The sequence below is a fragment of the Bradyrhizobium sp. MOS003 genome (genome assembly GCF_003020125.1).
In the GTDB taxonomy this organism is placed as follows: domain Bacteria; phylum Pseudomonadota; class Alphaproteobacteria; order Rhizobiales; family Xanthobacteraceae; genus Bradyrhizobium.
In genome coordinates this window covers 56,429-69,634 of the sequence record NZ_PYFW01000001.1, presented here as the reverse complement: position 1 = coordinate 69,634, position 13,206 = coordinate 56,429, and the positions used below count along the sequence as shown (strand labels likewise).

The window sequence follows — 13,206 nt, the reverse complement described above, 5'->3', positions numbered from 1 at the left end:
GCGCCGGGACCCAGGCTCTCTCCGAAGCCACGCCATGTGGTATGGGCCCCGGCTCTGCAGCGCACCACTTTGTGCTGCGCTGCGTCCGGGGCACGAGAGCGGTGCTAAGACCCCGTCCCCTTCAGCGCCTTCTCCATCTGCGGCAACAGCACCGTCCGCAGATTGTCCGGCGTGATCGGGCCGACCAGCTTGTAGACGATGGTGCCCTCGCGTCCCACGACGAAGGTTTCGGGCACGCCGTAGACCCCCCATTCGATCGAGGCGCGGCCGTTGGCATCCACGCCGACGCGGCCGAACGGGTTGCCGTAGCGCCCGAGGAAGCGGCGCGCATTGTCGGACGCGTCCTTGTAATTGATGCCGACCAGCTGGAAGCGCTTGTCCTTGGCGAGCTCGGTCAACAGCGGCGCCTCGTCGTGGCACGGCACGCACCAGGACGCCCAGACATTGACCAGGCTGACCTTGCCCTTGAACGCGGCGGGATCGAGGCCCGGCACCTGCGCGTTGTCGATCTGCAATCCCTCGAGCGGCGGCAGCGCCGTCTGCGGCGCCGGACGACCGATCAGCGCAGACGGAATTCGCGAGGGATCGCCGCTGCCGAGCCGGAACCAGAACAGCAGCGCCAAGCCGATGAAGGCGATCAGCGGCAGCACCATCAGGAGGGTGCGGCGCTGCGGCGGTGCGGAAGTCGATTGTTCGCTCATGACGCGTCCATCGCGCTGCGTCCGGAGCGGCGGGTGATGCCGCGCTCCTCCAACTCGCGCAGACGCTGCGTCTGGTTGCGATAGTCGAGCACGATCCAGCCGATCAGGATCGCGACCACGACGGCCGCCGCGGCATAGGACGTCACGATGAAGGATGCATAGGGACCGAGCGACATGATCAGGCGGCCCCAACTTCGTTCGACGCATTTTGTCCGCGCGCGCCGGGGCCTATTTCGCTCGAGAACGCCACGCGGCTCGCCTGCATCATCTGCAGCGAGCGGACGCGGCGACGCAGGATTTCGTTGCGCATCGCGGCCAGATGCAGCGTGACGAACAGCAGCGTGAATGCGATCGCCATCACCAGCAGCGGAATCAGGAACGATTTGTCGAGAGCGGAGCCGCCCATGCGCATCACCGAGGCCGGCTGGTGCAGCGTGTTCCACCAATCGACCGAGAACTTGATGATGGGAAGGTTGAGTGCCCCGACCAGGGTCAGCACGGCGGCGGCGCGCGCCGCGCGCGAGGGATCGTCGACCGCGCGCCACAGCGCCATCAGGCCGAGATACATCAGGAACAAGATCAGGACCGAAGTCAGCCGCGCATCCCACTCCCAATAGGTGCCCCACATCGGCCGGCCCCACAGTGAGCCCGTCAGCAGCGCGAGGAAGGTGAAGGCGGCGCCGATCGGCGCTGCGGCCTTGGCGGCGACGTCGGCGAGCGGATGCCGCCACACCAGCGTGCCCAGCGAAGCGATGCTCATGACGCCCCAGACGAACATCGACAGCCACGCATTGGGCACGTGGATGAACATGATCTTCACCGTCGCGCCCTGCTGGTAGTCGTCGGGCGCGAGCGCGGCTTGATAAAGACCGATCGCGAGCAGGAGGACGGTGGCGGCCGCAAGCCACGGCAGGACCCGCGCTGTCAGCGCGAGGAACCGCGTGGGGTTGGCGAGGTCGATCAGTGTCATGGTACCCTGATAATCGTCGGTGGCCGCTCAGGCAATCAGCACGAAAGCCCGCAGCGAAAGTTGATCGGGGTCAAGTCAGTCGCGCGCATCTCAGTCGAGCCCATTTCAGTCAAGTCCATGCCGCAGGCTCGCCGCGGCTGCGAAGGGGCCGATCACGAGGCTGACCAGCGACAGCGCGCACAGGATCGAGAACGGCGCACCGAACGTCATGGGACCGACGATCACGGCCTGCGAGGCCGCAACACCGAAGATCAGCACGGGAATCGACAGCGGCAGCACCAGCACCGCCATCAGCAGCCCGCCGCGGTGCAGCGTCACCGCCAGCGCCGCGCCGATCATGCCGGTAAACGTCAGTGCCGGAGTGCCGGCCAGCAGCGTCAGCGCCACTGCGCCGGTCGCGACCATGTCGAGGTTGAGCAGCAGGCCGAGCACGGGGGTTGCGACAATCAGCGGCAGGCCGGCGGCCAGCCAATGCGCCAGCGCCTTTGCGGCGCAGGCGAGTTCCAGGGGCGTCCGGCTCATCGTGATCAGGTCGAGCGAGCCGTCCTCGTGGTCAGCCATGAACAGCCGGTCCAGCGTGAGCAGGCTCGCGAGCAGCGCACCGAGCCAGAGGATGGCCGGCCCTAGCCGCGACAGCAACGCGAGATCCGGCCCGACCGCGAACGGCATCAGGACGACGACGGTCAGGAAGAACAGCACGCCGATCAGCGCCCCGCCGCCGACGCGAAGCGCGATCCGGACGTCCCGGCGGATGAGCGCGGCGAGGGCGGTCATGGGATGCTCCCAACGACGACGGGAGCGTAAAATGGCGCGCTCAGGCGCTTGGAAAGCTGAGGGTAGCTCACGTCACTCCCCCGATCCGCAGCTCCCGCGTCTCGATCCCGAGCGGCGCGTGGGTGGCCGCGACGATCAGGCCGCCGCGCGATAGGTGATCGCGCATCAGACCGCCGAACATGTCCTGGCCGGTCACGTCGAGCGCGTTGGTCGGCTCGTCCAGCAGCCAGATCGGGCGTCGGACGGTCAAAAGGCGGGCCAGCGACAGCCGGCGGCGCTGGCCGGCCGACAGGAAGCCGGCCGGCAGGTGGGTGGCATGCGCGAGCCCCACCGTGGCGAGGCTCCCGGCGAAGTCAAAACGCTCCCCGCCGAGGAAATCGGCCCAGAACGACAGGTTTTCCGCAACGCTCAGCGCCGGCTTCAGGGCGTCGCGGTGGCCGAGATAGTGACATTGCTCCGGCAGCGTCAGCTCGTCATCGCCGCCTTCCAGCGCAATGGTCCCGCCGGCCGGCACCAGCAGGCCCGCGATCAGCCGCAGCAACGAGGTCTTGCCCGACCCGTTGCGCCCCGTCACCGCCACCGCTTCGCCGGCCACGGCCGCGAAATCGAGCCCGGCAAACACCTCGCGGCCGCCGCGCACGCAGGCGACCCCGCGTCCGGAAAGCCGCATCTTGTCTCGGTCCACCCCGCTCAAAGCCGGGCCTCAGGAAAACTTGGGGTAGCGCATGGGAATTTTTGGCTCGCGAATGCTGCGGTACGATTGTGGCTGTGGCGGCGCGGTTAGAAAGCTTCTATAAGCCCGGAACTACTTGATGCAGCAACTCAACCTGCCCCTGCAAGCGGCCCAGCCTGATACGCTGACGGTGTTAAGATACCCTGCCGGGTATAGCTAACAATTGGGATTCCTACATGACCTCGCTCGACAGCTTCAAATGCAAAAAGACCCTCAAGGTCGGCGCCAAGACCTATGTCTATTACAGCCTGCCCACGGCCGAGAAGAATGGTCTGAAGGGAATCTCGAAACTTCCCTATTCGATGAAGGTCCTGCTCGAAAATCTCCTCCGCAATGAGGATGGCCGCACGGTCAAGAAGGAAGACATCGTCGCGGTCTCGAAGTGGCTGCGGAAGAAGTCGCTGGAGCATGAGATCGCTTTCCGCCCGGCGCGCGTGCTGATGCAGGACTTCACCGGCGTGCCCGCGGTGGTCGACCTCGCCGCGATGCGCAACGCGATGCAGAAGCTCGGCGGCGATGCCGAGAAGATCAACCCGTTGGTGCCGGTCGATCTCGTCATCGACCATTCCGTGATCGTGAACTTCTTCGGCGACAACAAGGCCTTCGGCAAGAACGTCACCGAGGAATACAAGCAGAACCAGGAGCGCTACGAGTTCCTGAAGTGGGGCCAGAAGGCGTTTTCGAACTTCTCCGTCGTGCCGCCAGGCACCGGCATCTGTCATCAGGTCAATCTCGAATACCTCTCGCAGACGGTCTGGACCAAGAAGGAGAAGATGACGGTCGGCAAGAAGACCGGCACCTTCGAGGTCGCTTATCCCGACTCGCTGGTCGGCACCGACTCCCACACCACCATGGTCAACGGTCTCGCCGTGCTCGGCTGGGGCGTCGGCGGCATCGAGGCGGAAGCCTGCATGCTCGGCCAGCCGCTGTCGATGCTGCTGCCGACCGTCGTCGGCTTCAAGCTGAAGGGCGCGATGAAGGAAGGCGTCACAGCGACCGACCTCGTGCTGACAGTGACGCAGATGCTGCGCAAGCTGGGCGTGGTCGGCAAGTTCGTCGAGTTCTTCGGCCCGGGCCTCGACCATCTCTCCGTCGCCGACAAGGCGACCATCGCCAACATGGCGCCCGAATATGGCGCGACCTGCGGTTTCTTCCCGGTCGACGCTGCCGCGATCGACTATCTCAAGACCTCCGGCCGTGCGGCGCCGCGCGTCGCGCTGGTGCAGGCCTATGCCAAGGCACAGGGCCTGTTCCGCACTGCCAAGTCGGCCGATCCAGTGTTCACGGAGACGCTGACGCTCGATCTCGGCGACGTCGTGCCGTCGATGGCCGGTCCGAAGCGTCCCGAAGGTCGCATCGCGCTGCCGTCGGTGGCCGAAGGCTTCTCGCTTGCGCTCAGCAATGAGTACAAGAAGGGCGAAGAGCCGGCGAAGCGCTTTGGCGTCGAGGGCAAGAATTTCGACCTTGGCCATGGCGACGTCGTGATTGCCGCGATCACGTCCTGCACCAACACCTCGAATCCGAGCGTGCTGATCGGCGCCGGCCTGCTGGCCCGGAATGCAGCCGCGAAGGGCCTCAAGGCGAAGCCGTGGGTGAAGACCTCGCTCGCGCCGGGCAGCCAGGTGGTCGCGGCCTATCTCGCTGATTCCGGTCTGCAGAAGGATCTCGACAAGGTCGGCTTCAACCTGGTCGGCTTCGGCTGCACCACCTGCATCGGCAATTCCGGTCCGCTGCCTGAGGAGATCTCGAAGTCGATCAACGACAACGGCATCGTCGCCGCTGCCGTGCTCTCGGGCAACCGCAACTTCGAAGGCCGCGTCTCGCCGGACGTGCAGGCGAACTATCTGGCCTCGCCGCCGCTGGTCGTGGCGCACGCACTTGCCGGCAGCGTCACCAAGAACCTCGCGGTCGAGCCGCTCGGCGAAGGCAAGGACGGCAAGCCGGTGTACCTCAAGGACATCTGGCCGACGACCAAGGAGATCAACGCCTTCATGAAGAAGTTCGTGACCGCGGCGATCTTCAAGAAGAAGTATGCCGACGTGTTCAAGGGGGACACCAACTGGCGCAAGATCAAGACCGTCGAGAGCGAGACCTATCGCTGGAACATGTCGTCGACCTATGTGCAGAATCCGCCCTATTTCGACGGCATGAAGAAGGAGCCGGAGCCGGTCACCGACATCGTCGAGGCCCGCATCCTCGCCATGTTCGGCGACAAGATCACCACCGACCACATCTCGCCGGCCGGTTCGATCAAGCTCACCTCGCCCGCCGGAAAATACCTCAGCGAGCACCAGGTGCGCCCCGCCGACTTCAACCAGTACGGCACGCGGCGCGGCAACCATGAAGTCATGATGCGCGGCACTTTCGCCAACATCCGCATCAAGAACTTCATGCTCAAGGGCGCCGACGGCAACATTCCGGAAGGCGGTCTGACCAAGCACTGGCCCGACGGCGAGCAGATGTCGATCTACGACGCCGCGATGAAGTACCAGCAGGAGCAAGTGCCGCTGGTGGTGTTCGCCGGCGCCGAATACGGCAACGGCTCCTCGCGCGACTGGGCCGCGAAGGGCACGCGTCTGCTCGGCGTGCGCGCCGTGATCTGCCAGAGCTTCGAGCGCATCCACCGCTCCAACCTGGTCGGTATGGGCGTGCTGCCGCTCACCTTCGAGGATGGCACATCCTGGTCGTCGCTCGGCCTCAAGGGCGACGAGAAGGTCACGCTGCGCGGCCTCCAAGGCGACCTCAAGCCGCGCCAGAAGCTGACCGCGGAGATCGTCTCCGGCGACGGCTCGCTGCAGCGCGTTTCGCTGCTCTGCCGCATCGATACGCTTGATGAGCTCGACTACTACCGCAACGGCGGTATCCTGCACTACGTGCTGCGCAAGCTCGCGGCCTAAGCGCGAATTTGTGAACGGTGGCTCACTGCGACGTGAGTAGAAGGTTAAACGAAGGCGGCCTATCACAAGGCCGCCTTCACGCGTTTGCGGCATGCTTCGGATGGGCCCGTCCAGCGGAAACTCCGCCCAGGACGGCAGGGTTATGCCGTACCCGTAAGACTACGGTGACCATCAGGCGATAAGATTTTCCTTTCCACGAGCTTAGGTGTGCGGCGTTCGACATGACAGCAATGACGGCTTCTCATCTGGTTTCACGCAACGTGATCTCAAGGTGGTCCGGTGCGCTCTGGTCGGGAGCTCTTGGCATCTGTGCGATCGTCGCCGTCATCCGTCCTGCCGAGGCCGACCCCCGCGCCGTCGTCGAATTGTTTACCTCGCAGGGCTGCTCCTCCTGCCCGCCCGCCGACAAGATCATCGGCGATCTCTCCAAGGATCCCTCGGTCATCGCGCTGAGCATGCCGATCGACTATTGGGACTATCTTGGTTGGAAGGACACGCTGGCGGATTCGCGCTTCTCTGCACGGCAGCGTGCTTATTCGCGCATGCGCGGCGACCGCGAGGTTTACACGCCGCAAGTCGTGGTCAACGGCTCCACCCATGTCATCGGCAGCGATCGTGCCGGCATCGAGAGCGCGATCGGCAAGAGCGACAAAGACAAGGGCGTAATGAGCGTGCCGGTGACGATGTCGCTCGCGGGCAAGCAGATCAACGTGTCGGTGGCTGCCAGCAACGAGCCGGCCATCTCGCATGGCGAGGTCTGGATCTGTTCGATTGCCAAGTCGGTGCCGATTGAGATCACCCGCGGCGAGAATCGCGGTCAGCAGGTCACCTATCACAACGTGGTGCGCAATTTGCTCAAGGTCGGGGACTGGACCGGGCGTTCGGAAAGCTGGACGGTGCCGATCGAGAACCTCACGCGTGACGGCGTCGACGGCGCGGTGGTCTATGTCCAGGACGGCAGCCGCGAGCGGCCAGGACCGATGCTCGGCGCTGCCTACACGTCGCTGCACTGACGCGCGTAACGATCGTCGCAGAATAAGCAGTCTGTCGTCATTCCGGGCCGCGCCTCTTGGCGGGAGCACCATAGCTCGCGCTACGCCCCCCGGGATGACTGGAAACAGAAACGTCCCGACACAAACAAAAAAGGACCAACTTGCGTTGGCCCTCCTTGTTGTGCGTACAGACCCGATCCTGTTCGACCCCGGGGGGCTGGGGGCTGAGGAATCCGGAACCGAAAGGACCGGGTCAACGCACACGAATCTTTTCGCAATCCAGGGCGGCAGTCGCTAGGCGGAAAAGCGGCGATCCTGTGATTCCTGCTAACGATCCCGTGACGGTTTGCCGCGACAGAGTTCCACCATTGCGTGTGCACTGATTCGCACCCGGTTCGATTGGTTGAATCAGTGAGCCCCTTGCGGCGCTGACCGGTTGGCGCAATCATGCAGCTGTCATGATCCCGGTTCCGGGGACGGTCTTCGCGGACGGGGTCATGCCGTGCGATGAGGAAGCGCTTCATGAGTCTGTCGGAGGATGCCGATCCGAGCGAGCAGCGCGCGGTGGCGCGCCCCGCTGCAGCGGCCACGCAGCTGAGCCGGGTGACGTTCAACCGGCTCGAGCTGCACCGTATTCTCAATCTCTACGGCCGCATGGTCGCCGACGGCGAATGGCGTGACTACGCCATCGACTTCCTCAGGGATCGCGCCGTGTTCTCGGTCTATCGCCGTGCCTCGGAAGTGCCGATCTACCGTATCGAGAAGGACCCGCGGCTGGCGCGCAAGCAGGGCATGTACAGCGTGATCTCGGCGACCGGCCTGATCCTGCGCCGCGGCCACGAGCTGGAGCGCGTGCTGCTGGTGATCGACCGGAAATTGGCGGTGGTGTAGCGGCAAAGCCGGTGCCGTAGAGTGGGCAAGGCGCAAAGCGCCGTGCCCATGTCTTTTCTCGATCGCGGGGAGATGGTGGGCACGCTTGCGCTTTGCCCACCCTACAAATCCTACTTCCCCGGCACCGTGGTCGCGCCCTCGCCGAGGTCGCGCTGCATCATCACCGTATCAAGCCAGCGGCCGAATTTCAGCCCGACATTGGGATGCGTGCCGATCATCTTGAAGCCGCCCTTGGTGTGCACGCCGATCGAGCCGGCATTGGCGGAATCTCCGATCACCGCGATCATCTGGCGGAAGCCGCGCGACTCGCATTCGACGATCAGCCGGTCCAGCAGGAGTGCCCCGATGCCGCGGCGGTGGAAGGACGGATCGAGATAGATCGAGTTCTCGACCGTGAAGCGGTAGGCCGGGCGCGGGCGGTAGGCGCCGGCATAGGCATAGCCGGCGACGCGGCCGTCGATCACGGCGACGAAATAGGGATAGCCGCCGTCGACCAGCGTGCGGTAGCGCCGCGTCATCTCCGGGAGGTCCGGCGGCTCCAGCTCGAACGTCGCGGTACCCTCGCGGACGGCCTGCTGGTAGATGGCGGTGATGGCGGGAAGATCGGCCTCGGTCGTGGGCCTGATTTCAGGTGCGGACATGGGAGAAAGATTAGAGCGTTCCCGCGTGCGCTGGAAGGGGCAACGGTGTTGCCACACCCGTCATTGCGGGCGCAGCGAAGCAATCCAGAAATGCGTCTGCGGAGGGACTCTGGATTGCTTCGTCGCCAGGGCTCCTCGCAATGACGAGGAGAGGCCACGGCCCCCAAACAAAAACCCCGGCCTCTCGGCCGGGGTTCGTGTCCGTTCGTCCTGGCCTATCGCTTAGTCGCGCTGGCCGAGGAGCTGCAGCAGCAGCGTGAACAGGTTGATGAAGTTCAGGTACAGCGACAGGGCGCCGGTGATGGCCGCACGCTCTGCGATGTCACCGCCGGCCGAAGCGTAACCGTAGATGTAGTCGTTCTTCAGCCGCTGGGTGTCCCAGGCGGTGAGGCCCGCGAACACCAGCACGCCGACCACCGACACGATGAACTGCAGCATCGAGCTCGCGAGGAACAGGTTCACCAGGCTCGCGATGATGATGCCGATCAGGCCCATGAACAGGAACGAGCCCATCCCGGTGAGGTCACGCTTGGTGGTGTAGCCATAGAGGCTCAGCGCACCGAAAGTGGCCGCGGTGATGAAGAACACCCGCACGATCGAGGTGTGGGTGAACACCAGGAAGATCGACGACAGCGAGATACCCATCAGCGCCGCGAACACCCAGAACAGGATCTGGGCGGTCGAGGGAGCCAGACGGTTGATGCCCGCCGAGATCACGAACACCATGGCGAGCGGCGCCAGCATGAACAGCCATTTCAGCGGGCTGACGAACATCGCGTAGCCGAACGGCGTCAGGAACAGCTTGCCGACGCGGACGGCGTCCGCGGTCGGCACGTCCGTCACGGCAGCCATGTAGACGCCGAGCGCGGCAAGGCCGGTTATGGCGAGGCCGATGCTCATGTAGTTGTAGATGCGCAGCATGTAGGCGCGCAGGCCGGCATCGACCGTCGCGGCGTCAACACGCCCGGCGGCCCTGCCGAAAGGAGAAGCGTAGTTACGGTCTAGGTCCGACATGGTCGAATTCCCGTTGGTTGGTCCGGTCCGGCATGAGGGTCGCCATGCCGCCCGGTTCGTCAAATTCTATCTCGGATACCGATGCCTGCCGACTAAATTCGGGCTAACAATCGGGACTCCGAACCCATTCGATATGTGGGAAACTAACACATCCGCTGCAACCTTCCACGCGCGGCTGAATGTCGCCCTTGGCGGCAATCCTGACGCGAACCTGACGAGCAGTCGTGGTTAATCGCAGGAATCGTGCGATTTCGCTCTCGTGCGGCCATCCGCTACATTTTGTCACAAATTCCGCAACACCGTGGCGGGCTTTTTGTTCAATGCCAGCAGCGTTCCGGCAAGTCCGAGCCCGACGGTGACGACGAGCGCGGCTGCGACCACGCCGGTCGCGCTGCCGGCCTGCCAGACGAAGCTCAGCGTCATCAGCCGCGTCACGATCATCCAGGCCGCGATGCTGCCGGAGATCACGCCGAACAGTGCGGTCGCGAGCCCGATCAGGAGGTATTCGAGCGCATAGGCACCGAGCAGCCGCAGCCGCGTCGCGCCCAGCGTCTTCAGGATGACCGCATCGTAGACCCGGTGGCGGTGGCCGGCGGCGAGCGCGCCGCCGAGCACCAGGATCGCCGAGATCAGGGTCACGGCGCTGGCGCCGCGAATCGCCAGCGCCAGATTGGTCACGACCGAGCCGACCGTCTCCATCACCTCGCGCACGCGCACGCTCGTCACCATCGGATAGGCGTCGGCGACCTGCTTGATGATCCTGCCGTCGCCGGCGGCAGTTCCACCGGTTTCCGTCAGCGTCGCAATGTGGGTGTGCGGGGCGCCCTTGAACGCGTTCGGCGAGAAAACGAGAACGAAGTTGATGCCCATCCCCTGCCAGTCGATGGTGCGCAGATTGCCGATTTTGGCCGGGATATCGCGGCCGAGCACGTTGACCACGATTTCGTCGCCGAGCTTGAGGCCGAGCCCGTCGGCGATCTTCTTCTCCATCGAGACCAGCAGCGGGCCGGAATAGTCGGCGCGCCACCATTCGCCCTCGACCACCTTGGAACCCTTCGGCAGCTCTGCCGTATAGGTCAAGCCGCGGTCGCTCTGCAGCACCCATTCGGAATCGGTGGTCGGCTTGAGCTCCTCGGCGCGCACGCCGCGCGCTCCCACGATGCGCCCCCGCAGCATCGGCACGTCCTCGACGGTCGCGCCCGGCGCGATCTTGCGCAGATAGTCGTCGAACGGTGCGGCCTGCGTGCTCGGGATATCGATGAAGAAGAACGACGGCGCGCGGTCGGGCAGGGCTGCGAGGAACTGCCGGCGCAGATTGCCGTCGATCTGGGTGATGGTGACGAGCACGGCCAGCCCGAGCCCGAGCGATAGCACGACCGACGGCGTCAGCGCGCCCGGCCGGTGGATATTGGCGATCGCGAGCCGCAGCATCGGCAGCCGCGAGCGCGGCAGCCGCCGCGCGATCGCCATCAGCAGGGCGGCGATGCCGCGCAGCAGGGCGAATACGACGACGGAGGAGGCCACGAACACCGCCGCGATGCGCTTGTCGAACGACAGCCCGATCACGACCGCGATCAGCAGTGCCACCACGACGGCCATGAACACGAGATAGCCCAAACGTGGCCGGTGCCATTCCGAGCTGATGGTGTCGCGAAACAGCGCGGCAACCGGCACGTCGTGGACGCGCCCGAGCGGCCACAGGCCGAAGGCAAGCGCGGTGAGCAGGCCGTATAGGAAGGATAGCGCGAGCTCGTCGGGATGCACGGCCGGCGCCACCGGCAGCGGCAAGAGCTTGCCGAACAGGCCGACGATGGCGAAGGGCATGGCCGCGCCGAGTGCGAGGCCGATCACCGAACCGATCGCGGCTAGCAGGAGAACCTGCGCCAGATAGATGCCGAACACGTCGCGTCCGGTGGCGCCGACAGCCTTGAACGCGGCGATCACCTCGAGCTTACGGTCGATATGGCTCTTCACGGCATTGGCGACGCCGACACCGCCGACCAGCAGCGCGGCAAGACCGACCAGCGTCAGGAACTGCGTGAAGCGGTTGATGTTGCGTTCGAGCTGCGGCGAAGCGTTGGAGCGGCTGCGAACCTCCCAGCCGGCCTGCGGCGCGGCGCTCCGGGCGTCCGCGATGAAGGCTTCGGTGGCGCGCTCGCTGTTGGCGGCCTCAGGCAGCTTCACCCGGTAGACCCAGCGCACCAGGCTGCCGGGTTGGATCAGCCCGGTGGCGCGCAGGCCCGCCTCGCTGATCAGGAAGCGCGGGCCAAAGCCGATGCCGCCGGCGAGCTTGTCGGGCTCGGCCTCGACGGTCGAGCGGATCTGGAAGGTCGCGGAGCCGATGGTGACGCGGTCGCCGGTCTTCAACGACAACCGCGCCAGCAGCGTGGGATCGGCGGCGGCGCCGAATGCACCGTCACGTTCCGCAAGCAGGTCGGACATCGGCAACTGCGGTGCCAGCGTCAGCTGGCCCAGCATCGGATAGGTATCGTCGACCGCCTTCATCTCGACCAAAGCGAGCTGGCCATCGGCCGCGCGCGCCATGCCGCGCAGGGTCGCCGCGGTCGAGACCGTGCCGCGCGAGCGCAAGAAAGCGACCTCTTCCGGTTTGGCTTCGCGCTGGAACAGCACGAAAGAGACGTCGCCGCCGAGCAGCGTGCGGCCCTCGCGGGCAAGGCCGTCGGAGAGGCTGGCCGATACCGAGCCGACGCCGGCGATGGCCATCACGCCGAGCGCGATGCAGGCGATGAAGACGTAGAAGCCGCGCAGGCCGCCACGCAATTCGCGCAGTGCGTAACGCAGCGACAGCGCAATGCCATTTGGCCTCGCGAAGGGTTCGGCTGCGATGCTCATGCCGGTGCGGACTGGGTGTCGATGCGGCCCGAGCGCAGGCGGATCACGCGGTCGCATCGATGCGCGAGCGAGGAATCGTGCGTGACCAGAACCAGCGTCATGCCGCGCTCGGCATGCTTGCTAAACAGCAGATCGACGATCTGCTTTCCGGTCGTCTCGTCGAGATTGCCGGTCGGCTCGTCCGCGACCAGGATGGCGGGATCGGGCGCCAGCGCGCGGGCGAGCGCGACGCGCTGCTGCTCGCCGCCGGACAATTGCGTCGGATAATGATGCAGGCGGTCGCCGAGCCCGACCGATTGCAGCTCCTGGGCCGCACGCTTGGCGGCATCGGGATTGCCGGCGAGCTCCAGCGGCACCGCGACGTTCTCCAGCGCCGTCATGGTCGGGATCAGATGAAAGGACTGGAAGACGATACCGACCTGCCGGCCGCGGAAGCGGGCCAGCGCGTCCTCGTCGAGGGCATTGAAAGGCGTGCCTGACACCACCACCTCTCCGCTATCAGGACGCTCCAGCCCCGCCATCACCATCAGCAGCGTGGATTTGCCCGAGCCTGACGGGCCGATCAGGCCGATCGTTTCGCTACGGCCGACGCGCAAGCTGATATCCTTCAGGATGTGAACGCGTGCCGCCCCCGTTCCCAAGGAGAGATTGACGTTGGAGATGGAGATGGTGTCCGCGGCAGCGGCGAGCGAAGAGGAATTGATGCGAGTGTCCATGGTCCGGTCATATGGCAACTCCGC

12 protein-coding genes are annotated in these 13,206 nt (G+C 65.3%); 3 read left to right on the top strand and 9 right to left on the bottom strand.

Features of this window, described 5'->3' with window-relative positions; all coding sequences use genetic code 11:
* Positions 1–104: 104 nt before the first annotated feature.
* The 5 genes from C7G42_RS00330 to ccmA form a co-directional block, all read right to left on the bottom strand.
* Positions 105–701 (bottom strand): DsbE family thiol:disulfide interchange protein, encoded by a 597-nt coding sequence (locus C7G42_RS00330; protein ID WP_106947137.1) that lies wholly within the window; start codon positions 699–701, stop codon positions 105–107.
* Positions 698–883 (bottom strand): heme exporter protein CcmD, encoded by a 186-nt coding sequence (ccmD, locus tag C7G42_RS00325; RefSeq protein ID WP_094890766.1) that lies wholly within the window; start codon positions 881–883, stop codon positions 698–700. Before ccmD ends, C7G42_RS00330 begins: the two co-directional genes overlap by 4 nt.
* Positions 880–1,671, bottom strand: a complete 792-nt coding sequence (locus C7G42_RS00320) for a heme ABC transporter permease (protein ID WP_106947136.1) — start codon at positions 1,669–1,671, stop codon at positions 880–882. Before C7G42_RS00320 ends, ccmD begins: the two co-directional genes overlap by 4 nt.
* A 105-nt stretch (positions 1,672–1,776) precedes the next feature.
* Entirely contained in the window at positions 1,777–2,445 is a 669-nt protein-coding gene (ccmB, locus tag C7G42_RS00315; RefSeq protein ID WP_106947135.1) for a heme exporter protein CcmB, read from the bottom strand.
* Between the two features lie 67 nt (positions 2,446–2,512).
* Complete coding sequence (ccmA, locus tag C7G42_RS00310; RefSeq protein ID WP_106947134.1) at positions 2,513–3,115, bottom strand: heme ABC exporter ATP-binding protein CcmA; 603 nt, start codon at positions 3,113–3,115, stop codon at positions 2,513–2,515.
* Positions 3,116–3,354: 239 nt separating this feature from the next.
* On the opposite strand from ccmA, the gene acnA reads away from it, so the two are divergent.
* From acnA to C7G42_RS00295, 3 genes are all read left to right on the top strand, one after another.
* A complete protein-coding gene (gene acnA, locus C7G42_RS00305; protein WP_106947133.1) occupies positions 3,355–6,075 on the top strand; it encodes an aconitate hydratase AcnA in 2,721 nt (906 codons plus the stop codon).
* Positions 6,076–6,296: 221 nt separating this feature from the next.
* Positions 6,297–7,088 carry a DUF1223 domain-containing protein gene (locus C7G42_RS00300; RefSeq protein ID WP_106947132.1) on the top strand — a complete coding sequence of 264 codons (792 nt, stop codon included), beginning with the start codon at positions 6,297–6,299 and terminating at the stop codon, positions 7,086–7,088.
* Positions 7,089–7,589: 501 nt separating this feature from the next.
* A complete protein-coding gene (locus tag C7G42_RS00295) occupies positions 7,590–7,958 on the top strand; it encodes a DUF2794 domain-containing protein (RefSeq protein ID WP_106947131.1) in 369 nt (122 codons plus the stop codon).
* A gap of 110 nt (positions 7,959–8,068) precedes the next feature.
* On the opposite strand, the gene C7G42_RS00290 is transcribed toward C7G42_RS00295, so the two are convergent.
* The 4 genes from C7G42_RS00290 to C7G42_RS00275 form a co-directional block, all read right to left on the bottom strand.
* Positions 8,069–8,599, bottom strand: coding sequence for a GNAT family N-acetyltransferase (locus C7G42_RS00290; RefSeq protein WP_106947130.1), 531 nt, complete (start codon positions 8,597–8,599; stop codon positions 8,069–8,071).
* Between the two features lie 222 nt (positions 8,600–8,821).
* A complete protein-coding gene (locus C7G42_RS00285) occupies positions 8,822–9,613 on the bottom strand; it encodes a Bax inhibitor-1/YccA family protein (RefSeq protein WP_028139228.1) in 792 nt (263 codons plus the stop codon).
* A gap of 282 nt (positions 9,614–9,895) precedes the next feature.
* Positions 9,896–12,466 carry an ABC transporter permease gene (locus C7G42_RS00280; protein ID WP_106947129.1) on the bottom strand — a complete coding sequence of 857 codons (2,571 nt, stop codon included), beginning with the start codon at positions 12,464–12,466 and terminating at the stop codon, positions 9,896–9,898.
* Positions 12,463–13,182 (bottom strand): ABC transporter ATP-binding protein, encoded by a 720-nt coding sequence (locus C7G42_RS00275; protein ID WP_106947128.1) that lies wholly within the window; start codon positions 13,180–13,182, stop codon positions 12,463–12,465. The genes C7G42_RS00280 and C7G42_RS00275 overlap by 4 nt, the downstream gene beginning before the upstream one ends.
* Positions 13,183–13,206: the final 24 nt, after the last annotated feature.